Source organism: Streptomyces tibetensis (assembly GCF_040647715.1).
Lineage (GTDB): Bacteria > Actinomycetota > Actinomycetes > Streptomycetales > Streptomycetaceae > Streptomyces > Streptomyces tibetensis_A.
In genome coordinates this window covers 266,196-288,792 of sequence record NZ_JBEZCR010000010.1, presented here as the reverse complement: position 1 = coordinate 288,792, position 22,597 = coordinate 266,196, and the positions used below count along the sequence as shown (strand labels likewise).

Here is a 22,597-nt window from a genome sequence, read left to right as displayed (position 1 = left end):
GAGTGGGCCGGGTCGGCTGGGCGACCACGCCCGGGCGGTCCGTGCCGGTGAGCGGCCGGGTCAGGAGGCCGGGGCCTGCTCCGTCGTGCCACCGCCGGTGTCGCTTCCGGTATCACCCCCGGTGTTGCTGTCGGGCGGCGGCTGCTGGGTGTCGGACGTCGGCGGCTCTTCCGTCGTCGGCCCCGACGTGTCCGTGTCCGAGGTCGGCGGTTGACTCGTCTGCGGCTTGGAGGACGTCGAGTCGGTCGGCGCCGTCGGCGTGGTGACGCTCGCCGAGGGGGACGGCTTGTCGGGCTTCTTCGTCTTGTGGTCCTTCTTGCCCGTGTCGCCCGCCTGGCGCTCGAACCACTCGCCGTCGGGTTCGCACATCACGAAGACGTCGACCGGCTCCGGCGCGGGCGCCACCGCGACGACGTTCGACGACTTGTACCCCGGCCAGGCGTCGCCGGTCGTCTTCGGTGCGCTCTGCTGGGCGACCGGCGGGGACAGCGGGTTGCCGCACGCGCAGCGCACCCGGGGCACACCGCGGTCGTCGACCAGGACGGCCGTACCGGCCTGGAGGACGGCCTGATAGCTGGTGGCGGCGCCGTTCCTGTAACCGTGGTTGGTGACGCGGGTGTCCATGCGCAGCTGCACGGGAGTGAGCGAACGCAGGTAGGAAGGGACGTCGGACGGCTGGATCCCGGCGACCGAGGCGAAGGCACGCTGCTTGTCCGGGGCGTCGGCGAAGTACGTGATCTGCTTCTCCACGTCGCAGCTGGCGACGTTGCGCGTGCCGCCGTACAGGCCGGGCGCGTCGCCCTCCACGCCGCGCACGGCGTTCTGCGGCGCCGACTCGGTGGCTCCCGAGGGCGTGACCGGCGAGGCGGAGCTCTTCTCCTCGGCCGTCGACTCGGTGAACTCGTCCGGGCCCGTGTCGGCCGCGGGCTGGAGGAAGACCTCGCCGGCGGACGTGCTGGTGCCGCCGTCGGACGCACCGCTGCCGCCGTTGTCGGGCCGGGAGAGCACCACGGCCAGGACCACTGCGGCCACCACCGCGGTGGCGACGATCGCGACCCGGGGCACGGACCCCCACCACGGGCGGCGGGGCTCCGGCTCCTTGTCGCCTCCGCCCGGGGGCTCCGCAGGCCCGCCTCCGGTCGGCGGCTCCGATGGCGGGCCGCCACCCGAGGGCGGCTGGGAGGGACCCGACAGCGGGCCCGAGGGAGGCCCTGTGGGGCGGCCGGACGACGGTGGATCGACGCTCACGAGCTCTTCTCCCGCGTGGGTTCTCTGCGGCCTTCACACACTGCGGGCGATTCGCCCCCGTGCATGTCGCTTTTTGGCGTTACGAGTTCATTGTGTGCCCCGGTCCCGTGCGCCCCGCAAGCCGACGCGGACGGACCTCTCCGGCGGGCGCCCTGAAGGGGGGCTGCTTAGCGTGGCAGCGTGAGTTCGCGCACCCCCTCCGGCCAGGCACGTACCTCCGGCGAGTGGGCCGTCGCCCGCCACGGCTGGGCGCATGCCCTCGTCACGGTGCTCGCCGGGCTGCTCGCCATGGCGGTGGTGGCGTCCCTGGGCCTGTGGGCGGCCGGGGCCGGTGACCTCCCGGACGGATCCTTCGGCCCCGTCGTCGCCGCCACCATGGTCACCGCGGTCGGCGGCACGGTGAGGCTCACCGGAAGCGCGGGGGACCTCGCTTCTACGCAGGCGGGTCTGACGGTGATTCCGCTGTCCGTCACGCTCACCGGGGCGTTGGTGCTCGCCTGGGGATTCCTGCGGCCGCTGCGGCATCGCGCGGTCGCCGGCGCTGCGGAGCTGGCCGGCTGGGCCGGCCGGGTGGCGGCCCTGTGGCTGCTCGCGCTGATCGGCCTGACCCTCGCGGCCCGCCACACCTTCGACATCCCCCTCGGGGACGACACGCTCGGTGAACTCGGCGACCTGTTCGGGGCATCGCCGAAGGTCGGTTTCACCACCGATGTCCCGTTGTCCGTGTTCGTCGGCGTGGTGTGGCTGGCCGGCGTGCTGGTGCTGACGCTGCTGGTGTCCCGCGGGGCGCCGTTGCCCGCCGGGCTGCTGCGCTTTCAGGCGTCGGTGCGGCCGGCCGCATACGCGATGGTCGCGCTGCTGCTGGCCTGCGTCGTCATCGGCGTGGTCGTCGCCCTGGTCGTCGCAGCGGCCAAGGGGCACGCGCGGGAGACGTTCGCGGTGATCCTCCTGGGCATCCCCAACCTGGTGTGGCTGGCGCTGACGATCGGGCTCGGCGCCACCTGGAACGGCAGGGTGGAGGGACCGTTCGGGCTGCCCATGCCGCACGTGCTCGACGAGGTGCTGCGCACCCCGGACGTCTCCGAGCTGAACCTGCGGACCCTCGCCGAGCACGACGGCCGGGTGTGGTGGCTGCTGGTCGTCGACATCGTGCTGCTGCTGGCCGCCGGGTTCGTGATGGCGGCCCGGTCCCCGGCCCGGACGCGGGCCTGGCAGCACGCGGTGCACATGGCACTCGCCCTCGGGCTCACGGTGTTCACGATCTGCCTCGTGGGGCGGATCTCCGCGCACTTCGGCCTGTCCGTGCTGGGCATCGGTGATCTGGGCGGCGGTCTGGGGGGCGAGCTGTTCCTGAGGCCCAAGCTGTGGGGTGCGGTGGGTCTGGCCGTCCCGTGGGGGCTGGTGGCCGGGTTCGCCGGGGCGCTGCTTGCGCGTCGCGTACGGCGGCGGGGCGAGGTGCGCACCGGCGGCGGGAGCTGACGCCGCGCACTACGCCCGCTGCACGAAGACCGGTTCGGCCCAGCGGGGTGGCTGCTTGGGCCGCTCCTCCCCCGTGCCCGGCAGCTGCCGGTCCACCCGCGTGGGCATCCTGGGGGCGCCGGTTTCGCCGCCCGCCGTCGCGGCGCGCAGTGCGGCCACGAACGCGAGGCAGGACGGGTACCGGTCGTCGGGGCTCTTGGCCAGGGCCTGGGCGAGGACGGGGTCCACCCGCGGGTCGAGGTCGGGCCGGTCCTCGGTCAGCGGCGGCGGTTCGTCGTACTGGTGGGCCCAGAGCAGGGCCATGTCGTCGTCGCGGAGGAAGGGCGGGTGGCCGGCCAGGGTCTCGAAGACGACGCAGGCGAAACCGTACACGTCGCAGCGGGCGTCGACCGGCTTGCCGGAGATCTGCTCGGGGGCGACGTAGTCGAGCGTGCCGACGAACTGGCCGACGGTGGTGAAGCCGGTCAGCGACAGGGACTTCTTCGTCAGGCCGAAGTCGGTGAGGTAGACGTGCTCGGGGTGGTCGGTGTCGGTGCCGCGGGCCACCAGGATGTTGCCCGGCTTGACGTCCCGGTGGACCAGTCCGTGATCGTGGGCCGCGTCGAGTGCGGAGGCGACCTGGGCGGCGACACGCAGGGCGGTGGCGGACGGCATCGGGCCCTCGCGGTCGAGGACGTGCCGCAGGTCGCTGCCGGGGACGTACCGCATGGCGATGTACAGCACGCCGTCCGTCTCGCCGGCCTCGAACACCGGCACGATGTGCGGGTGGTCGATCGCCGCGGCGGCCCGCGACTCGTGGGTGAAGCGGCGGCGGAAGGTGTCGTTGCGGGCGAGTTCGGGGGCGAGCAGCTTGAGGGCGACGGTGCGTTCCAGGCGCAGGTCGCGGGCCCGGTACACGACGGCCATGCCGCCGCGCCCGATCTCCTGCTCGATCCGGTACCCGGCGATCTGCTGCCCGACCAGCTCGGAGGGCCGCCCCGCGAACAGGCTCGTCTCGCGGGTCAACGCCCGTCACCCTCGGGCGGGACGACCCGGGTGGGCTCATGCCCCACGGCCCGCGTGGGCGGCCTGCCCGGCCGCTCTGCCCCTTCCTCGCCTTCGCCCTCGCTCCTCCGCTCCCCCGGGGACACGAGGCGCGTGGGCTCTGCGGCATCCGGGGTCGCCGCCCGCGTGGGCTCCGGACCGCCGGGGCGCGCGCCCCGGCTGGGCTCGGCCGCGTCGGGGGCCACGACCCGCGTGGGCTCCGGGGCGTCGGAGCCCACCACCCGCGTGGGCTCGGGCGCATCCGGGACCACCACCCGCGTGGGCTCGGGAGCGTCGGGGCGCACCACCCGCGTGGGCTCCGGAGTCTCGCGGGGCACGGGTTCCGTCGTCGGGTCGGAGGCCTCGGGCGGGGCCGCGGCCGAGGGCGGAGGTGACTCGGGCGGGGCCATCCCCGACGGTGACGGTGTCTCGGGTGAGACCACCCGCGTGGGCCCGGCGGGTGCGCTCCGCGCCGCTGACGGCGACTCGGCCGGGTCGGCGGCCTTCCGTGGGCGGGACGGCTCGACGGGGCTCTCGGGCGGAACCACTCGCGCCGGGGGGTGCGCGGGCGCCGCGGCCGGGCGGGACGCCGGTTCCGCCTCGGGCGTCTCGTCCGTCGCATACGTGGTCATCCGGGCGCCGTCGGCGTACACCCAGTGCCCGTGGGCGGAGTCGTAGAGCCACACGGACTCACCGTCGACGACGACGCCGATCCGCATGCCGTGCGTGCGGGTGCGGAACGACTCGCGGTCGAGGCCGGTCGCGAGGTCCTCCACCGCGGAGCGGTAGCGCGCCAGGGCCTCCTGCGCCCGGCCCAGCAGCGGCCGCGGATCGGCGGCGCGGGTGAGCGGCCCGTCCGCGGCGGGCGGATCCTGCGGTACGGCGACCAGACGGCGGCCGTCGACCCATGCCGACCAGCCGTTGAAGCACAGCACGTGCCCCCAGTCGCCCTGGCGCTCCAGCAGCTGCACCGGCAGCAGAGGATCGAGGTCCACGGTGGGCCGGGCCGGGTCGGGGGCCTCCCAGGCGGGCATCCCGTGCTGCGGGACGACGTGCGTGGGCCGGAAACCGGGGGTCGTCATCGGCGCTCCCTACTTCCGCATGACGGCCGGTTCGTGCCGCCGCAGCAGCCGGGACACCAGGAACCCGAAGAGCACCGACAGCACGACCAGCATCCCGACGTCCAGCAGCCACGTGCCCACCGAGTGCTCGAAGAGCGGGTCCTTCGTCAGGTCGTCGGGCACGATCCGGGCGAGCCCCACGGTGCCGGCCATCGCGGCCAGCGCCCAGCGCGCCGGAACCAGCCAGCCGAGCTGCTCGAGCCCCGGGGTGTCGGCCAGCTTCAGCAGGGCTCCGCAGAAGACGACCTGGACGATGGCGATGAGCACCAGCAGGGGCATCGTCACCTCTTCCTTGCGCACCAGGGCCGAGACGAGCAGTCCGAGCATCATCGCCGTGAACGCGAGCAGGGCGACGGCGACCGTGATCTCCACCAGGGGCGGCATCAGCACGCCCTCGCCGCCCGGGGCGTTGAGGTCCACGCCCAACAGGGCGACCAGGGTCAGCACCACCGCCTGGAGCACGGTGATGACGCCCAGGACGATGACCTTGGACATCAGGTACGCCGATCTGGACAGACCCACCGCCCGTTCGCGCTGGTAGATCACGCGTTCCTTGACGAGTTCACGCACGGCGTTGGCGGCCCCGGTGAGCACCGCGCCGACGCACAGGATGAGCAGCGCGTTCATCGCCGTGTCCTGCGTCAGCTTGCCGCCGGCCAGGGCGCGGGCCATCGCGCCCATGACGAAGGGCAGCGCGATCATGATGATCAGAAAGGTGCGGTCGGCGCTGAGTGCGGCCGCGTACCGCCGTACCAGCGTGCCGAGTTGGGCGCCGCGGCTGCGCGGCCGGGGCGGGGCGGTGATGACGACGGGCTCGGAACGGGGCCGCTGGGGCTGGGCGGAGGCGTCGGCCACGTACCGTCCGTGGAAGGGCGAGGCGAGGTACTGCCCCGCCCAGTCCCGCCTCCTGTCCCGTTCGAAGGCCTCGAAGGCCTCCGGCCACTCCTGGAATCCGAAGAAGGGCAGGGCGTCTTCGGGCGGCCCGTAGTAGGCGATCTTCCCGCCGGGGGCGAGGACCAGGAGCCGGTCGCACACGTCCAGGCTGAGGACGCTGTGGGTGACGACGATGACGGTCCGGCCGTCGTCGGCGAGGCCGCGCAGCATGTGCATCACCGAGCGGTCCATGCCGGGGTCGAGGCCGGAGGTCGGCTCGTCGAGGAACAGCAGCGACGGCTTCGTCAGCAGTTCCAGGGCCACGCTGACACGCTTGCGCTGGCCGCCGGACAGGCTGTGCACGGGCTGGTCGGCGCGCTGTTCCAGGCCCAGTTCGCGGATGACCTCGTCGACCCGGGCGCGCCGCTCGGCCTTGGCGGTGTCCTGCGGGAAGCGCAGTTCGGCGGCGTAGGAGAGCGCTTTGCGGACGGTCAGCTGCGCGTGCAGGATGTCGTCCTGCGGCACCAGACCGATGCGCTGGCGCAGCTCGGCGTAGTCGCGGTAGAGGTCGCGGCCGTCGTAGAGGACGGTGCCGTGGTTCGCGGGCCGCTGGCCGGTGAGGGCGTTGAGGAGCGTGGACTTGCCGGCGCCGCTCGGGCCGACGACGGCGAGCAGGCACTTCTCCCCCACCGGGAACGACACGTGGTCCAGCAGCGTCTTGCGGCCGCGGTCGACGCTGACGGCGAGGTCCTGCACGTCGAGGGAGACCTCGCCGGTGTCGACGTACTCCTGGAGTTGGTCGCCGACGAGGCAGAAGGCCGAGTGGCCGATGCCGACGATGTCGCCGGGGCCGACCGGGGCGCTGGTGACGCGGCTGCCGTTGAGGTAGGTGCCGTTGTGGCTGCCCAGGTCGATGATCTCGTAGGTGCCGTCGGCCAGGGCGCGCAGTTCGGCGTGCCGGCGGGAGACCACGAGGTCGTCGATGACCAGGTCGTTGTCGGTGGCGCGGCCGATGCGGACGGTGCGGGAGGGCAACGGCCTGACGGTCGTGGGCTGCCGGTAGGTGCCGGTGCGGGACGGCATGGAGACGGCGGAGGGGCGTTCCGGCCCGGGTGCGGCGGGGGCGGGGCGTCCCGTCAGGGTCAGGCGGGGCCCGTCGGCCGGATTGCCGAAGCGGATGACGCTGCCGGGCCCGACGTCCCGTTCGTGGATGCGGCGGCCGTCGGCATAGGTGCCGTTGGTGCTGTCCTCGTCCTCGATGGTCCAGTGACCGTCCTCGGGCTTCAGCACCGCGTGGTGCCAGGAGACCCGGTCGTCGTCGATGACGATGTCGCACAGAGGGTCGCGCCCTACGTGGTAGTCGTGGCCCGGGATCATCACGGTGGTGCCCGTCTCCGTCTCCAGGACGAGCTCTGGTGCTACCGAGGGTTGCGCCATGGTCAAAATTCTACCGATATGACCTGGTACGCGCCTGGGCGAAGAGGGGTGCAGGTCAGCCGACGGTGATGCCGACGAAGGGGGCGGTGCGCTGCATCCGCAGGGCGTCCACGGACTCGGCGAGCAGTTCGTATTCGGTGGTGTCGTCGCTGGTGGCGATACGTACCAGCCGTCCGGCCGCCAACTCCTCGGCGACCCGCTCCTGCTGGGCGGGATCGGCGCACCAGGCGCGCAGCAGCATGGGCACGTCGGGCACGGTGGGGGCGACCGGCACGAGCGAGCCCGGCGGTAAGTGCTCGGCGTCCGGCCGGGGGTCGAGACGCTGGGCGATCCAGGAGGCGCGGTCGCGCAGCCACCACAGGGCCAGGGCGAGGGTGGGCGCCCGGTAGGTGCCGAGGGGGACTCCGATCCGGCGGCCGTCGCAGACTCCGTATGCCGTGACGTGGCACAGAAACTCGTCGTGCACGTGACCCTCCCCCGTAGCCCTGCCCGTCTGCCGGCCGGCCTCGCCCCTTCTGCGGTTCGCGTGCTGTGCGTGAGGGCGCCGTCGCTGGATGTGAAAAGCGCTCTCGCAGGTCAGTATGTTCACTACTGAATCACTGTCACCACGACTTTCCGGCCACTCTCCTGGCATATTCACCCCCCGAGTTGGCCGAAATCCGGCGAGCGGTCGCGACCGCCCATGACTCCGGAGGTAATCGACGCTCCCGGCGTGTGCGGGCAAGGTGGTCGTACCGGGTCGGCCGAGCGCGGAACCCGACCCCTGACCAGCAATGACGACCTTCCCGGAGGCTGATCGCCATGTCCGCAACCGCCCACCGCCACGAGGACGCCGTCGCCCGCTACTTCGAGGCGTGGAACGCCGACGACGCGGCGGCACGCGCCAGGGCGGTCGCCGCCGCCTGGACCGAGGACGGCAGCTACACCGATCCCCTGGCCGATGTCAGCGGCCGCGAGGGGATCGCCGCAGTGATCACGGCGGCCCGGGAGCAGTTTCCGGGTTTCGCGTTCCGGCTCACCGGCGGCGTCGACGGGCATCACGACACCGCCCGCTTCTCCTGGGAGCTGGTCAGCGTGGCCGACGGCTCGGCGCCGGTCGCCGGGTCGGATGTGATCACCCTGGACGGGCACGGCCGTATCAGGACCGTGCTCGGCTTCCTGGACCGGGTGCCCGCCGGGGCGTGAGTCCGGCGCCCGCCATGAGGTCTCCGGTGTCCGGCGGTCTGTCCTTCTGGATGAGGGAGCGGCAGCCGAGCACCGGAGGACGTCATGGCGAGCACGGGAGAACCGGACGTGGAGTTCACCGCGGTCCTGCGCAAGAGCCCCGCCGAGGGCGGCTGGACACGGTGACCGTGTACCTCGAGGAGCGGATCAGCTCGTAGGCCGATCCGCTCGTGGCCCGGGTGCCCGGGAGCGGGCACCCTCGGGCACCCGGGGATCCGCTACTGCTTGACGATGGCGTCGATCCGGGCCAGCTCCTCCGCGTCGAAGTCCAGGTTGGCGATCGCGCCGACGCTGTCCTCGATCTGCCGCGCGCTGCTCGCGCCGACCAGCGCGGAGGTGACCCGGCCGCCGCGGAGCACCCAGGCCAGGGCCATCTGGGCCAGGGTCTGACCGCGGGACTCGGCGAGGTCGTTCAGGTCGCGCAGCCGGCCCACCAGGTCCTCGGTGAGGGCGTCGGAGTTCAGGAAGGGGCTGTCGCTCGCGGCCCGGGAGCCCTCGGGGATGCCGTCCAGGTAGCGGGCGGAGAGCACGCCCTGCTCCAGCGGGGAGAAGACGATCGAGCCGACCTCGAGCTCGTCGAGGGCGTCGAGCAGACCCTCGTCCTCGGGACGGCGGTCCAGCATCGAGTAGCGGGGCTGGTGGATGAGGAGCGGGGTACCCAGCTCGCCCAGGATGCGGGCGGCCTCACGGGTCTGCTCCGCGGAGTAGTTGGAGACGCCGACGTACAGCGCCTTGCCCTGCTGCACCGCCGAGTGCAGGGCGCCCATCGTCTCCTCGAGCGGGGTGTCGGGGTCGGGGCGGTGCGAGTAGAAGATGTCGACGTAGTCCAGGCCCATCCGCTTCAGGCTCTGGTCCAGCGAGGACAGCACGTACTTGCGCGAGCCCCACTCGCCGTACGGGCCCGGCCACATCAGGTAGCCGGCCTTGGTGGAGATCACCAGCTCGTCGCGGTACCGCGCGAAGTCCGTCTTCAGGAACTCGCCCAGCGCCGACTCGGCGGCGCCGGGCGGCGGTCCGTAGTTGTTGGCGAGGTCGAAGTGGGTGACGCCGAGGTCGAAGGCGCGGCGCAGGATGGCGCGCTGCGTCTCGACGGACCGGTCCGGACCGAAGTTGTGCCACAGGCCGAGCGACAGCGCGGGGAGCTTCAGACCACTGCGCCCGGTGCGCCGGTAGGGCATGTCCGCGTAGCGGTCGGGGTGTGCGGTGTACAACGCGACTCCAGAGGGGTTGGCACGGTAGGGGAGCAAACCGGTGTCCACTCTCGCGTGACCTGCGGCCATGCGTCCAACAGAAGAATCCGATGGAATTCAGCGGCTACGCTTCTCAGTCATGGAACTGCGTCACCTGCAGCACTTCGTCGCGGTCGCCGAGGACCAGCACTTCACCCGCGCGGCGGAACGCCTCCTGGTGTCCCAGTCGGGCCTGTCGGCGTCCATCCGGGCCCTGGAGCGGGAGCTGCAGACGCCGCTGTTCGTGCGCACCACCCGCCGGGTGACGCTCACCCCGGCCGGACGGGCGCTGCTCGGCGAGGCGGAGCGGATCCTCGCGCAGGTCCGCTCGGCACACGAGGCGGTGGCCGCGGTGCAGGGCGTGCTGCGCGGGATGCTCGCGCTCGGCTCCGAGCAGTGCATCGCCGGGGTGCACGTGGCGGGGCTGCTGGCGGCCTTCCGAAGACGCCACCCGGACGTGGAGATCTGTCTGCGGCAGGCGGGCTCGGGGGCTCTCGCCGAGGAGGTCGCGGCCGGGCGCCTGGACCTCGCGTTCGCCGTGCGCACCGCCGAGGAGGACACCGAACAGCTGCGGACCGTGCCGCTGACCGGCGAGCCGATGACCGTGCTGTGCCACCCGAGCCACCGGCTCGCGGCGGCCGGAGCCGCGGTGACGCCGGAGGATCTCGGCGGCGAGGTCTTCGTCGACTTCCATCCGGACTGGGGGCCGCGGCGCACCACCGACGCCGCGTTCGCCGCGGCGGGGGTCCGCCGGAACGTCGCCCTGGAGGTCAACGACGTGCACAGCCTCCTCGATCTCGTCGACGAGGACCTCGGCATCGCCGTCGTGCCACGTCACTTCCGGCACAAGCGCGCCTCGCTGACCGCCCTGCCGGTGAAGGGCGCCGAAGACACCGTCTACGAGACCGTGGCCCTGCTGCCGCCCGAGCAGGCGACCAGTCCTGCGGCCCGGGCGCTGATGGGCCTGCTGGAAACAGGGGGTCTGGCACCACCCCAGGAGGGTGTCCACCCCTCCTGACCCGATCCGCCCCGGGCAGCAGACTCGTGACCGTTCCCGAAGGCGACCACGGTCAGGAGCAGGGCAGATGACGGATCCCACACGACGCAACGTGCTGCGCGGCGCCGCGGCGATCACGGCGGCCGGTGCGCTCGGCGGCCCCGGCGCCGGGGCCGCCCCGGCCATGGCGGCGCCCACGGCGCCCGCGGCGCCGCGCCGCTTCCCCTTCCTCGAGGGCGCGTTCGAGCCGGTCACCGAGGAGCTGACGGCCTTCGACCTGCCGGTCACCGGCCGCGTTCCGCGTGAGCTGAACGGCCGCTACCTGCGCAACGGGCCCAACGTCCTGGGCCTGGAGGACCCGCGCGCCCACCACTGGATGCTCGGCGACGGCATGGTGCACGGCGTGCGGCTGCGCGAGGGCCGGGCCGAGTGGTACCGCAACCGCTGGGTGCGCTCCTCCCAGGTGGCGAAGAAGCTCGGGGAGCCCTACCCGGGTCCCGTGCCGCCGGACGACTTCCCGTGCAACACGCATGTGATCCCCCACCGGGGGCGGATCCTCACGCTCCAGGAGAGCGGCCCGCTGCCGTACGAACTCGACGACGAACTGAACACCGTCGGCACGTACGACTTCCGGGGCACCCTCCAGGGCCCGCTCACCGCGCACACCAAGTTCGACGTCCATGCCGACGAGCTGCACGCGATCGCCTACTACCCGACCTGGGACCACGTCCGGCACCTGGTCGTCGGCCCGGCGGGCCAGGTGGTGCGGACCACGAGGATCCCGGTGGCGGACGCGCCGATGATCCACGACTTCGCACTCACCGAGCACCACGTGGTGATCCTCGACATGCCGGTCACCTTCGACCCGGCGGGCGCCGAGCGCGGCGACCTCGTGCCGTACGTCTGGAACGACCGGCATCCGGCGCGGGTCGGTGTGATGCCCCGCAGGGGCGGCGCGGTCCGCTGGTTCGAGGTAGAGCCGGTCTACTACTCGCACACGCTCAACGCGTACGAGGAGGGGCCGCACATCGTCGTCGACATGACGAACTTCGACGCGCCGTTCCTCGTCGCCGGAAACGGCTCGGGCGGCCCCCACACGGCGGGCACCCCCCGGCTCGACCGCTGGACGATCGACCTGCGGCACGGACGGGTGCGGACCAGGACGCTCGACGACCGTCCGCAGGAGTTCCCACGGGTCAACGAGGCGCTGGTGTCCCGTCGGCACCGCTACGGCTACTCGGCCGCGGCCGCGGAGATGTCTCTCGCCTACCAGGCCGTCGACGGCATCCCGCCCGACAAGGCCTTCACCAACGCCCTCCTCAAGCACGACCTGCTGCGCGGCACCTGCGAAGTGCACCGGCTGCCCGCGGGGGCGGCGGCGAGCGAGGCCGTGTTCGTGCCGTCCGACCCGGGTGACCGGAGGACGGCGGAGGACGACGGGTACGCGATCGCGTATGTGCACAACCCCGACCGCGGGGCGTCGGACCTGGTGATCCTGGCCGCCCAGGACTTCACCGGGGAGCCGGTGGCCCGGATCCATCTTCCGGGCCGGGTGCCGCTGGGTTTCCATGGGAGCTGGATTCCCGACGCGTAGTTCCCCGGTGCGTGATGTCGTTTGATCCTCCGGTGCGTGAAGTCGTTTGATCACCCGATGCGTGATGCCGCTTGATCCCCCGGTGCGTGATGTAGCGATGCCCCGGCGCGTGATTGCGGGCGCGCCCCCCGGCGCATGATCCCCGGCGATGCGCGATGGTGGAGCTATGCATGCGAAGGACATCCTCATCGACGGCTTCAGCCGCATCCGCGAAGAAGTCCACGCCACTGTCGAGGGGCTCGGGCCCGACGAGCTGAGCGCCCGCCCCGCCCCCGACACCAACTCGATCGCCTGGTTGGTCTGGCACCTCACCCGCGTCCAGGACGACCACATGGCCGACGCCTTCGGCCTCGAACAGGTGTGGCTGTCCCAGGACTGGGAGAAACGCTTCGGGCTGGACCTGCCCCGCCGCGACACGGGCTACGGCCACAGCCCGGCCAAGGTCGCCCGGGTCCGTGTCGACTCGGGCGACCTGCTGACGGGCTACTACGACGCCGTGCACGTGCAGAGCCTGGACGCCCTGCGGGGTCTCGCGGCCAAGGACCTGGAGCGGGTCGTGGACGAGCGCTGGGACCCGCCGGTCACCCTGGGCGTCCGGCTGGTCAGCGTCCTGTCCGACGATCTCCAGCACGTCGGGCAGGCCGCCTACCTGCGGGGGCTGCTTCAGAGCGCGGCGGCGTAACCGGGCAGCACCACGTCGTGGATGAGCGCGTTGCGCTCGTCGAACGGGATGAACGCGCTCTTGAGGGCGTTGACGGTGACCGTGCGCAGATCCTCCACGCTCCAGCCCGCCTGCTCGACCAGGAGGGACATCTCGCGGGTCATCGTGGTGCCCGAGACCAGCCGGTTGTCGGTGTTGAGGGTGACGCGGAAGCCCAGGTCCTTGAGCGCGGTGATCGGGTGCTCGGCGATGGAGGTGGCGGCGCCCGTCTGGAGGTTGGACGTCGGGCACATCTCCAGGGCGATGCGCCGGTCGCGCACCCAGCCCGCGAGCCGGCCGAGCTTGCCGGCCGCGAGGTCCGGGATGTCGTCGGTGATCCGCACGCCGTGCCCGATGCGCTGGGCGCCGCACACCTGGAGGGCCTGGTGGATGCTGGGCAGCCCGTGCGCCTCCCCGGCGTGGATGGTGAAGGGCACGTTCTCGCGGCGCAGGTGCTCGAAGGCCGCGAGGTGGTCGGCGGGCGGGAAGCCGTCCTCGGCACCGGCGATGTCGAAGCCGACGACGCCGGCGTCGCGGAACGCCACGGCCAGGTCGGCCGCCTCGCGCACCCGGTCGAACATCCGCATGCCGCACAGCAGGGTGCCGACCCGCACGGGCGTCCCCGCGGCAGCGGCCTTCGCCATGCCCGCCGCGAGGCCCTCCTGGACGGTCTCCACGACCTCGGCCATGGTCAGCTCGCCGTTGGTGTTCAGCTCGGGGGCGTAGCGCACCTCGCCGTACACGACACCGTCGGCGGCCAGGTCCAGCACGTACTCCTCGGCCGTGCGCAGCAGGCCCTCACGGGTCTGCATCACGGCGAGGGTGTGCTCGAAGGTGGCTATGTAGCGCACCAGGTCGCCGGAGTTGGCGGCCTCGTAGTACCAGGCGGCGAGCTCGTCCGGGTCGGTGGTGGGCAGGGTGTGGCCGACCGCCTCGGCCAGCTCCACCACGGTGGCGGGGCGCAGACCGCCGTCGAGGTGGTCGTGCAGCACGGCCTTGGGGAGGCGGCGGATCAGGTCGGCGTCTACGCGCGTAGCAGTCATGGCGGTCTTTCCTCGGGCAGGTGGTTCGAAGGGGCGGGACGGTCAGCCGACGGGCTGCAGCAGGTCCCAGCGGTTGCCGTACAGGTCCTGGAAGACGGCGACGGTGCCGTACGGCTCGTGCCGCGGGTCCTCCAGGAAGGTCACGCCCGCCCCGGTCATACGGGCGTGGTCGCGGGTGAAGTCGTCGGTGTGCAGGAAGAAGCCGACCCGCCCGCCGGTCTGGTCGCCGACCCGGGCGGTCTGGGTCTCCCCCTTGGCGCGGGCCAGCAGCAGACCGGTGCCGGTTCCCGGGGTGCCGGGTTCGACGACGACCCAGCGGGACCCGTCGGGCCGGGGTGCGTCCTCGGCGAGCCGGAAGCCGAGGGCGTCGGTGTAGAAGCGGATCGCCTCGTCGTAGTCGTCGACGACGAGGGTGACCAGGGCGATACGTCTCATCGGGGCCTCTCGGAGCGGGCGGTTGACCGGAGAGGTTATACGTAAAACTGAACGGATGCCAACTACTCCGTCGACTTCTGCGGGCAGTGCTGTAACTACTAGTATGTACAGCTGCCGATCAGCTCTCTCCGGAGGTCCCATGCCTTTCGTCCGTATCGACACGCTCCGCGCCGGTCCCGAGCGCCTGGCCGCACTCGGCCGTGCCGTGCACGACGCCCTGACCGAGACCATCGGCATCCCGCCCGACGACCGGTTCCAGGTCCTCGTGGACCACGACGGCACGAGCGGCGCCCTGCGCTACGACGACTACCTCGGCGTACACCGCGACGAGGGCATCGCCTACATTGCGATCACCCTGCGCTCCGGTCGTACGCCCGCGCAGAAGCAGGCGCTGTACCGCCGGACCGCCGAGCTCGCCCACGCGTACGCGGGCACCGAGCCGCGGAACGTGTTCGTCGTGCTGACCGAGAACGAGTCGGCTGACTGGTCGTTGGGCGAGGGCGTGGCGCAGTATCTGGACGGCCCTGAGTCCTCTGCCTAGGGATGTCGCCGTGCCGGATGCGCCCCGGCCGGGAGGCGCACAGGATGGAAGCGTGGGGTGGGTCGCCGCGCGGGGCGTGCCGAGAAGGGGATGGCGATCGTGGATCTCATACTGCGCCCGGGCACTGCGGACGATGCCGCGCAGTGCGGAAGGATCTGCTACGAGGCCTTCGCCGGCATCGCCGGTCAGCACGCGTTCCCACCGGACATCCCGAGCCCGGAGGTGGGTGTCGCGCTGATCGAAGGTGCCCTGAAGCACCCGGGTTTCTACGGTGTCGTCGCCGAGCTCGACGGGCGGATCGTGGGCAGCAACTTCCTCGACGAACGCTCCGCCGTCGTCGGGGTCGGGCCCGTCACCGTCGACCCCGGCGTGCAGAACGCGGGTGTGGGCCGTGGCCTGATGCTGGACGTGATGCAGCGGGCCGACGAGCGGGGGGCTCCGGGCATCCGGCTGTTGCAGAGCGGGTACCACAACAGGTCGTTCTCCCTGTACGTGAGCCTGGGCTTCGCCCACCGGGCCACGGTGGCCTGCGTGCAGGGCCCGCCGATCCGGCGTGCGATGCCCGGGTACGAGGTGCGCAAGGCAACAGACGCGGACCTCGGCGCCTGCAACGACGTGTGCCGGCAGGTCCACGGCGTCGACCGCGGCGGCGAGGTGGCCGACGCGCTCGAACAGGGCACCGCCCGGGTCGTCGAGCGTGCCGGACGGGTCACGGGATATGCCACGGACCTGGCCTTCTTCGCCCACGCCGTGGGCGAGACCGCCCCGGACCTCCAGGCCCTGATCGCGGCCGCCCCGCAGTTCGGCGGTCCCGGCATCCTCGTCCCCGCGGGCGACAGCGCACTCCTCAGGTGGTGCCTGTCCAACGGCCTCAAGGTCGTGCAGCTGATGAGCCTGATGACCATCGGCCTGTACAACCGGCCCGACGGGGCTTACCTGCCGTCGATCCTCTACTAGTGCCGCAGCGGGCACGGGGACCTGCGGCCCCGGGGCGCCGGGGCGCCGGGCGGGGCCTTGCGACCGGGCCTGGGGCTGTGGCCCGATGTGCCGGGCGTCGCCGCTCGTTACCGTCGCGTTCATGACGATCACCGAGCCACCCCGCAACCCCGAGCAGCGCAAGGCCGACCTGCTGGGCCGCCTTGACCGGGAGATCGACATCTGGGTCGCGACGGCGGACGCCCAGGGGGTGCCGTGTCTGGTACCGCTGTGGTTCGTGTGGCACGACGACGCACGAGTTGCCCCGCAGGCACCTCATGCGCGCGGGCGTCTGGGCCGTGTAGAGCTCAACCGGCCTCCTGGCGCCGCGAGTCGAGCCGCTTCAGGTCCTCGTCGGTGAGGCGGATCGCGCCCGCTGCCACGTTCTCCGTGAGGTGGTCGGGGTTGCCGGTGCCGGGTATGGCGAGGACGTGGGGGCCCTGGTGGAGGGTCCAGGCGATGCGGATCTGGGCGGGGCTCGCGCCATGGGCCCGGGCCACGGCTCGCACGTCCTCGTCGTGGGCCGTCGTCGCGCCCTGCTCGGCGGCCTCGCCCGCGACGGCGTAGAACGGCACGAAGGCGATGCCCTGCTCGCCGCAGACGCGGAGCAGTTCGTCGCTGCCGGGGTCGGGGCGGTCGAGGGCGTACCGGTTCTGGACGCAGACCACGGGCGCGATGGCCCGGGCCTCGGCGAGATGGCGGGCGGTGACGTTGGAGATGCCGAGGTGGCGGATCAGGCCCGCCTCGCGCAGCTCCGCCAGGGCGCCGAAGTGCTCGGCGATGGAATCGTACTTGGGCATCCGGCGCAGGTTGACCACGTCGAGGTGGTCGCGGCCGAGCTGGCGCAGGTTCTCCTCGACGTGGCCGCGCAGGTCCTCGGGGCGGGCCGAGGTGCCCCACTCGCCGTCGTAGGTCCGGTACGGACCCACCTTGGTGACGATGACGAGGTCGTCGGGGTAGGGCGCGAGGGCGCTGTTGATGAGTTCGTTGGCGGAGCGCAGGGACGAGAAGTAGAAGGCGGCCGTGTCGATGTGGTTCACGCCGAGGTCGACCGCCCTGCGCAGGACGGCGATCGAGCGGTCTCGGTCGCTCGGTGTGCCGTGGTGGAAGGCGGCGCTGCCCGTCAGCCGCATCGCGCCGAAGCCGAGGCGGTGGACGGGCAGGTCGCCGAGTTTCCAGGTACCCGCGGCGGCCGCGGTGATCGTTTGTGAGTCCATGGCCGGAGTTTCACACACGGCGCCAAGGTCGGCGTAGCCGGTTCACGGATACGTGTAGGTGTTGAGCGTGGTGACGGCGGAGGCCGGGTTGCCCCGGTCGTAGTGGTCCACGGCGAGGAAGTTGGGCTTCTTGCGGGCGGCCGGCTGACAGAACCTCCGGGCGCGGTCGGCGAGTTTGGTGTTGTCCGTGCCTGCCGTGCCGGCGAGCGGGACGTCACGGAAGTGGTTCATGACGAACAGCGGGCGGAATCCGGGTTCGGTGCGGGTCAGCGGGATGTTGGTGTCCGGGCCGTACCAGCGGCTGTAGCAGGACCAGTCGGAGGTGCCGACGCCCGAGCCCATCGACCAGTAGTTCTCGACCGTCCATTCCCGCTGGTACATGACGCCGAAGCTGTCCCGGGTCAGCCCCACGGCCTGGTCGGCGGAGCGGCTGTGGTCGGTGAAGATCAGCAGCCGGTCGCCGGCGGCGGCCAGGTCCGTCATCGTCGGCCAGCCGCTGTGCCGTACGCCGGTGAGGTCGGGCCGGTAGAGCACGTCCGACAGGCCGTTGACACGGGCGAGTTCGGCGCGCAGCACGGCCGGGTCGACGTAGTCCTCCAGGAAGACGGTGACGAACTGGTCGGGGTGTGCCTTGAGGAAGTCGACCATGCGCTGGAGGTCGACCCACAGGGCGACGGGCCTGCTGACGAGGGTGCAGCTGTTGTGGCAGAGGATCGCACCGTCGGGAGTCTGGTGGATGTCCATCATGAACCCGCGGACGCCGTCGGCGAGTTGCTGCTGGATGCCGCGGGTCTGGTTGGGCACGAGGTTGACGAAGGGCGGGGCGAAGCCGCCGTCGACGCCGTTGGCGTATGCGTTGTGCGTGGTGAGGAACGTGACCTGGTCCAGGGTGCGACGGTCCGGGGACGGCATGGGAGCGGTGACGGGGGCCACCGGGGTGAGGTACCAGGCGGCGAGGTCGCCCGCGCCCCCGAGGGCCAGGCGCGCGGGGTAGTCGGCTCCGGAGGGCTTGGGCACCACCGTGAGGTGGCGGGCGGTTCCGGGAACCCTGAGCGTGTAGCGGTCGGCGTCGAGCGGGGTGATCTCCCAGGGGGCGTCGGCGCTCGCGCAGGCGACGGTCGCGGCCTGGTCATCGCTGCGGCCGAGGCAGGTGCCGGGCGCGTCGGTGCTCTCCAGGAGATACGCGGAGCCGTTGGGCTTCAGCTGCCACTGCTGCCGGTCCTCGTTGCCCCGGGGTCTGTGCTGCTCGACCGCGCCGCCGCTGTCGGCCGCGTTCAGCCCGGTCGTGACGCTCTGGACGAAGTAGGCACCCGCGGCAGGACCGGCGGCGGCAGCGGGCTGGGGGGCCACGACCGCGGCGGCGAGCGCCGCGGTCGTGGCGAGCAGGGCGTGGGGGGCGCGTAGGCGCATGAGGGATGCCCTCCGATCAATCGGTCAGGTTCATGACATCCCGCATGACACCACGCCGGCCGGTCCGGCGTCAGCAGTACAGGTTGCCGCCGGGCGACGTCCCGAGAATCTGAGTGAAGCGCTGGTAGTTGTTCACCCGGCTCTGCACCTGCGCCGGGTTCTTGCCGTCGCACTCCAGGGAGCCGTTGATGCTGCGGATCGTCTGGCCGAAACCGGCGCCGTTCACCATGGCGTTGTGCGGGGTCATGCTGCCCGGGCCGGTCTGGGTGTTCCAGTACCACAGGGCCGTCTTCCAGGCCACGGCCGAGTCGTTCTGCACCAGCCAGGGGTTGTTGAGGAGGTCGATGCCGAGGGCGTCGCCCGCGGCCTTGTAGTTGAAGTTCCAGCTCAGCTGGATCGGGCCGCGCCCGTAGTAGGCGGCCTGCCCGGCCGGACAGCCGTAGGGCCGGCTCCAGTCGCAGTAGTGCGGATAGTTGGCGGTGTTCTGCTCCACCACGTACACCAGACCGCCGGTCTCGTGACTGACGTTGGCGAGGAAGGCCGCGGCCTCCTGCTTCTTCACCGTGTCGCTGCCGGTGTTGGCGAAGCCGGGGTAGGCGCTGAGAGCGGCGGTGAGGCCGCCGTAGCTGTAGAACGCGTTCCGGTTCGGGAACATCTGGTTGAACTGCGCCTCGGTCACGACGAAGCGTGCGTTCGGCGTGCCGGGACCGCTGTCGCAGGCATACGGCTCCCAGTACCAGGTGCTGATGACCGGGTCGTAGCCCGGATTGGCGTGTTCGGCGATGTAGGCCTTGCCGTCGGTGTAGCGGACGATCTCACCGGCGGCGTACGACTTCCCCGCCGTCCAGTTCGGATAGCTGGAGCAGGCGGCGGCCGCGGCGGTCGGGGCGGACAGGAGCACCGGCGCGGTGCCGGCGAGGGCGAGGGTGGCCAGGACTGCGGAGATGCGGCGTCTCGACACGGGTTCAACTCCTTCGGGGGGCACGGCCGCACCCTGAAGTGGGCAGGGTGAGGCAGACCCTTGACCGCACGCGCCGGTGGTCCGGTCACGGTGTGGGGGCGGCCGTGGTGGGGGGCTGGGGAGGCACACTCAACCGCTTTGGTCTGTACCAGTCAAGGGTGTAGACCAGTCAGGTACAGACCTGTTCGCGTCCGTGCTGGTTGACGGCCCGTCATTCCCTGACCGGCTCGCGCGATCGGCGACCCGCGCGGGCCGTCCGGCGCCCCGGGAACGCTTACACCTGCGCCGGGTCCTCCAGCGTCTCCACCAGCCGGTCCAGCAGGGACCGCAGCAGATCGTCGTCGCCTTCGCCGAGCGAGGGCCGGGCGGCGCGGACCGCCTGGTCGACGCGCTGCCAGTACTCCTGACCGCGGGGGGTGAGATGGGCGAGGACACGGCGCCGGTCGAACGGATCGACCCTGCGATGCACCAGGTTCTGGTCGACGAGCTGGTCGACCAGCTTGGTCAGCGTCGGAGGCGGCAGGAAAGCGGCCTCGGCGAGCCCCGTCATGTGATGCCCCTCGCCGTCGGACAGCGCGGCCAGCACCCGCCACGCGTCGAGCGAGCAGCCCTCCGACTCCAGCACGGCCTGCAGCCGCCGCGCCGCCAGCCGTTCGGCCCGCGTCAGCAACTGCTCGAGGTCGTCGGGACGACGCGGGGTCGGGCTGTGCATCCCTGCTCCTAGGTCACGAGGGGTGTCCATCGTAGGAGACGCACTGGAGTTCGTCCGGTGGAGCCGGAATCATGACGCCATGTTCCGGCACGACCTCCCAGGACCCGAGTGGTTCACGGCCGACGACTCCGTGCTCGGCGTGGCCCTCGTGTTCCCCCTGCGGGGCCCGGCCGGGATCTTCGGGCCCACCTGCGAACTGTGCGCGCGGCTGGCCACCGAGGAGGTCAACCGGGACGGCGGCGTGCTCGGCAGGGAACTGCGGCTGGTGCCGGTCGACGGCTCGGGCCCGCCCGAGGAGATCGCGGACGAGGTCGAAGCGCTGGTGGACCTGGGTGCCGTGCAGGGCGTCACCGGCTGGCACATCTCCTCCGTACGGCAGGCGCTGGCGCCGAGGATCGCGCACCGCGTCCCGTACGTCTACACCGCGCTGTACGAGGGCGGGGAGGGTACGGCGGGGGTCTTCCTGACCAGCGAGACCCCCGGCGACCAGCTCCGGCCCGCGATGGATCTGCTGGCGCGCGAGCGCCGGGTCCGGCGTTGGTTCGTGGTGGGCAACGACTACGTGTGGCCGCGGCACACGGCCCGCTCGGCCCGCCGGTACGCCCGGGACGGCGGCGGGCGCGTCACCGGTGAGGCCTACCTCCCCCTCGGCACCCAGGACTTCGAGCCGGTGCTGCGCCGCATCGAGCACTCGGACGCCGACGCGGTGCTGATGCTGCTCGTCGGCAGTGACGCGGTGCGCTTCAACCGGGCGTTCGCGGCGTACGGCCTGCCCGCGCGCTGCCTGCGGCTGAGCACGCTGATGGACGAGAACATGCTGGTGGCGAGCGGCCCCGAGGCGACGGAGGACCTCTACAGCACCGCCGGGTTCTTCGCCTCGCTGGCCAATCGCGACACCCTCGACTTCCACGGGCAGTACGCGGCTCGGTACGGCGTCCAGGCACCCGCCCTCGGCAGCCTCGGCGAGTCCTGCTACGAGGGTGTGCTGCTGCTGGCCGCGCTGCTGAAGAGGGCCGGAACGCTGGACGTCTCGGCGATCGGCGCCACGGCGGGGGCCGGGGCGGTGTCGTACGAGGGCCCGCGCGGGCTGCTGCACCTGCGGGACGACGCCCATGTGCGCCAGCGGATCTACCTGGCACGGGCCGACGGGCTGGACTTCGACGTGCTCACGGAGCTGGACACGCGGCCGTGACGGGACGGTCAGGGGCCGACACGCCCTCGGATCGACGCACCCGCGCCGTGATCCCGGGCCGTCGACCGCGAGAATCGCCTCATGACCACCACACCCCATCCGCTCGTCACCCGCGCCCGGCACCTGGCACGTGATCTCCTCGTCCCGCAGGCCGAACGCGTCGACCAGGAGGGGGTGCCCGCCGGGCACGTCGAGGCGGTGAAGCGGGCCGGGCTGCTCGGGGTGGTCGCGCCACGGGAGTACGGCGGCGCCGACGCGCCCGTGGCCGTGGCGCGGGAGACGGCCGAGATCCTGGCCGGGGCGTGCTGCTCGACCTGGTTCGTGCAGACGCAGCACCACACACCGGTGAAGCTGCTCGCCACCTACGACTCACCGGTCCGGGAGAAACTCCTGCGTCCGCTGGCGACGGGCGAACTGATGGCCGGGATCGCCTTCGCCCATGTCCGCGCCTTCCCCCGGGTGCCGGTGCGAGCCGTTCGCCAGGAGGGAGGCTGGCGGTTCGAGGGGAGGGTGCCCTGGTACACGGGGTGGGGTCTGAACGACGTGATGCTGCTGGCCGGGGTGACGGACAGGGCCGAGGTGGTGTTCGGGTTCGCCGAGGCCCGCGAGCAGCCGGGACTGACGCCGTCGGCGCCCATGCGGCTCGCGGCCCTGGCCGCCGCCCGTACGGTGTCCCTGGAGCTGGACGGCCTGTGGCTGCCGGAGGAAGCCGTCGTGCTGCGCACCCCGCAGGAGGAGTTCGCCCAGGTCGACCTGCCCCGGGCCGCCAACACCAGTCCGGCCGTGTTCGGGGTGGCGTACGCGGCACTGGACCTGGTGGAGCAGACCCACGACGGCCAGGACACGGCCCGGTCGCTGCGCTCCCGGCTCGACGAGGTCCGCACGGAGGCCTATGCCCTGGCCGACCGGCCCGCCCCGCACGAGTGCGTCCCGGAACGCCTGGCCGTCAAGACCCGCGCCTACGACCTCCTGCGCGCGGCCACGACCGCCGCGATCGTGGCCGGGGGCGGTCGGTCCATGGACCTGGGCAGCCGGGCGCAACGGCTGGCGCGCGAGGGGATGTTCCTGCTGGTGCAGGGCCAGACGGCCGAGGCACGCAGGACGCACCTCGGCTCGTTGGCGTCCCGCTAGCCGAGGCGGAGTCGACGCACCTCGGCTCCCTGGCGTCCCGTAGCCGAGGCGGGCC

General features: G+C 72.2%; 20 protein-coding genes and 2 pseudogenes. 10 read left to right on the top strand and 12 right to left on the bottom strand.

Annotated elements, in window-relative coordinates; all coding sequences use genetic code 11:
* Window positions 1–60: 60 nt before the first annotated feature.
* Window positions 61–1,248 (bottom strand): DUF6777 domain-containing protein, encoded by a 1,188-nt coding sequence (locus AB0B29_RS26795; protein WP_362244016.1) that lies wholly within the window; start codon window positions 1,246–1,248, stop codon window positions 61–63.
* A 180-nt stretch (window positions 1,249–1,428) separates the two neighbouring features.
* Here AB0B29_RS26795 and AB0B29_RS26790 point away from each other — a divergent pair, with 180 nt between their 5' ends.
* On the top strand, window positions 1,429–2,727 hold the full coding sequence (locus AB0B29_RS26790) for a streptophobe family protein (protein WP_362244015.1): 1,299 nt from the start codon (window positions 1,429–1,431) through the stop codon (window positions 2,725–2,727).
* 9 nt (window positions 2,728–2,736) lie between these two features.
* Here the strand turns inward: AB0B29_RS26790 and AB0B29_RS26785 are convergent, their stop codons facing one another.
* The 4 genes and pseudogenes from AB0B29_RS26785 to AB0B29_RS26770 form a co-directional block, all read right to left on the bottom strand.
* Complete coding sequence (locus tag AB0B29_RS26785; protein WP_362244014.1) at window positions 2,737–3,732, bottom strand: serine/threonine-protein kinase; 996 nt, start codon at window positions 3,730–3,732, stop codon at window positions 2,737–2,739.
* Between the two features lie 551 nt (window positions 3,733–4,283).
* Window positions 4,284–4,832: pseudogene (locus AB0B29_RS26780) on the bottom strand (hypothetical protein); the annotation flags it as partial.
* 9 nt (window positions 4,833–4,841) lie between these two features.
* Window positions 4,842–7,181, bottom strand: coding sequence for an FHA domain-containing protein (locus AB0B29_RS26775; protein WP_362244013.1), 2,340 nt, complete (start codon window positions 7,179–7,181; stop codon window positions 4,842–4,844).
* 55 nt (window positions 7,182–7,236) lie between these two features.
* On the bottom strand, window positions 7,237–7,647 hold the full coding sequence (locus tag AB0B29_RS26770; protein WP_351642770.1) for a hypothetical protein: 411 nt from the start codon (window positions 7,645–7,647) through the stop codon (window positions 7,237–7,239).
* Window positions 7,648–7,982: 335 nt separating this feature from the next.
* Here AB0B29_RS26770 and AB0B29_RS26765 point away from each other — a divergent pair, with 335 nt between their 5' ends.
* Window positions 7,983–8,366 carry a nuclear transport factor 2 family protein gene (locus tag AB0B29_RS26765; RefSeq protein WP_362244012.1) on the top strand — a complete coding sequence of 128 codons (384 nt, stop codon included), beginning with the start codon at window positions 7,983–7,985 and terminating at the stop codon, window positions 8,364–8,366.
* 257 nt (window positions 8,367–8,623) lie between these two features.
* Here the strand turns inward: AB0B29_RS26765 and mgrA are convergent, their stop codons facing one another.
* Window positions 8,624–9,616 carry an L-glyceraldehyde 3-phosphate reductase gene (gene mgrA / locus AB0B29_RS26760; RefSeq protein ID WP_362244011.1) on the bottom strand — a complete coding sequence of 331 codons (993 nt, stop codon included), beginning with the start codon at window positions 9,614–9,616 and terminating at the stop codon, window positions 8,624–8,626.
* Between the two features lie 118 nt (window positions 9,617–9,734).
* On the opposite strand from mgrA, the gene AB0B29_RS26755 reads away from it, so the two are divergent.
* The 3 genes from AB0B29_RS26755 (at window position 9,735) to AB0B29_RS26745 (ending at window position 12,907) form a co-directional block, all read left to right on the top strand.
* Window positions 9,735–10,652: a LysR substrate-binding domain-containing protein gene (locus AB0B29_RS26755; RefSeq protein WP_362244010.1), complete on the top strand. Its 918-nt coding sequence runs from the start codon at window positions 9,735–9,737 to the stop codon at window positions 10,650–10,652.
* 67 nt (window positions 10,653–10,719) lie between these two features.
* Window positions 10,720–12,225, top strand: coding sequence for a carotenoid oxygenase family protein (locus AB0B29_RS26750; RefSeq protein WP_362244009.1), 1,506 nt, complete (start codon window positions 10,720–10,722; stop codon window positions 12,223–12,225).
* A 166-nt stretch (window positions 12,226–12,391) separates the two neighbouring features.
* Window positions 12,392–12,907 carry a mycothiol transferase gene (locus AB0B29_RS26745; protein ID WP_362244008.1) on the top strand — a complete coding sequence of 172 codons (516 nt, stop codon included), beginning with the start codon at window positions 12,392–12,394 and terminating at the stop codon, window positions 12,905–12,907.
* Here AB0B29_RS26745 and AB0B29_RS26740 read toward each other — a convergent pair.
* Together AB0B29_RS26740 and AB0B29_RS26735 are read right to left on the bottom strand one after the other, a co-directional pair.
* Window positions 12,889–13,968 (bottom strand): adenosine deaminase, encoded by a 1,080-nt coding sequence (locus AB0B29_RS26740; RefSeq protein ID WP_362244007.1) that lies wholly within the window; start codon window positions 13,966–13,968, stop codon window positions 12,889–12,891. The two genes, AB0B29_RS26745 and AB0B29_RS26740, sit on opposite strands and share 19 nt — an antisense overlap.
* A gap of 42 nt (window positions 13,969–14,010) precedes the next feature.
* Complete coding sequence (locus AB0B29_RS26735) at window positions 14,011–14,403, bottom strand: VOC family protein (RefSeq protein WP_362244006.1); 393 nt, start codon at window positions 14,401–14,403, stop codon at window positions 14,011–14,013.
* A gap of 139 nt (window positions 14,404–14,542) precedes the next feature.
* Here AB0B29_RS26735 and AB0B29_RS26730 point away from each other — a divergent pair, with 139 nt between their 5' ends.
* From AB0B29_RS26730 to AB0B29_RS26720, 3 genes and pseudogenes are all read left to right on the top strand, one after another.
* Window positions 14,543–14,944 carry a tautomerase family protein gene (locus AB0B29_RS26730; protein ID WP_362244005.1) on the top strand — a complete coding sequence of 134 codons (402 nt, stop codon included), beginning with the start codon at window positions 14,543–14,545 and terminating at the stop codon, window positions 14,942–14,944.
* Between the two features lie 90 nt (window positions 14,945–15,034).
* The gene (locus AB0B29_RS26725) at window positions 15,035–15,901 is read left to right on the top strand and encodes a GNAT family N-acetyltransferase (RefSeq protein ID WP_362244004.1); all 867 of its coding nucleotides are present in this window, start codon (window positions 15,035–15,037) and stop codon (window positions 15,899–15,901) included.
* Between the two features lie 121 nt (window positions 15,902–16,022).
* Window positions 16,023–16,175, top strand: a pseudogene (locus AB0B29_RS26720) (pyridoxamine 5'-phosphate oxidase family protein); the annotation flags it as partial.
* Between the two features lie 52 nt (window positions 16,176–16,227).
* Here AB0B29_RS26720 and AB0B29_RS26715 read toward each other — a convergent pair.
* From AB0B29_RS26715 to AB0B29_RS26700, 4 genes are all read right to left on the bottom strand, one after another.
* Complete coding sequence (locus AB0B29_RS26715; protein WP_362244003.1) at window positions 16,228–17,136, bottom strand: oxidoreductase; 909 nt, start codon at window positions 17,134–17,136, stop codon at window positions 16,228–16,230.
* A 42-nt stretch (window positions 17,137–17,178) separates the two neighbouring features.
* Window positions 17,179–18,546, bottom strand: a complete 1,368-nt coding sequence (locus AB0B29_RS26710; protein ID WP_362244002.1) for a PI-PLC domain-containing protein — start codon at window positions 18,544–18,546, stop codon at window positions 17,179–17,181.
* Window positions 18,547–18,616: 70 nt separating this feature from the next.
* A complete protein-coding gene (locus tag AB0B29_RS26705; protein WP_362244001.1) occupies window positions 18,617–19,507 on the bottom strand; it encodes a glycoside hydrolase family 19 protein in 891 nt (296 codons plus the stop codon).
* Window positions 19,508–19,781: 274 nt separating this feature from the next.
* A complete protein-coding gene (locus AB0B29_RS26700; RefSeq protein ID WP_362244000.1) occupies window positions 19,782–20,219 on the bottom strand; it encodes a MarR family winged helix-turn-helix transcriptional regulator in 438 nt (145 codons plus the stop codon).
* A gap of 79 nt (window positions 20,220–20,298) precedes the next feature.
* Between AB0B29_RS26700 and AB0B29_RS26695 the strand changes: the two genes are divergently transcribed.
* Entirely contained in the window at window positions 20,299–21,411 is a 1,113-nt protein-coding gene (locus AB0B29_RS26695) for a substrate-binding domain-containing protein (RefSeq protein ID WP_362243999.1), read from the top strand.
* Between the two features lie 81 nt (window positions 21,412–21,492).
* Window positions 21,493–22,542 (top strand): acyl-CoA dehydrogenase family protein, encoded by a 1,050-nt coding sequence (locus AB0B29_RS26690; RefSeq protein ID WP_362243998.1) that lies wholly within the window; start codon window positions 21,493–21,495, stop codon window positions 22,540–22,542.
* Window positions 22,543–22,597: the final 55 nt, after the last annotated feature.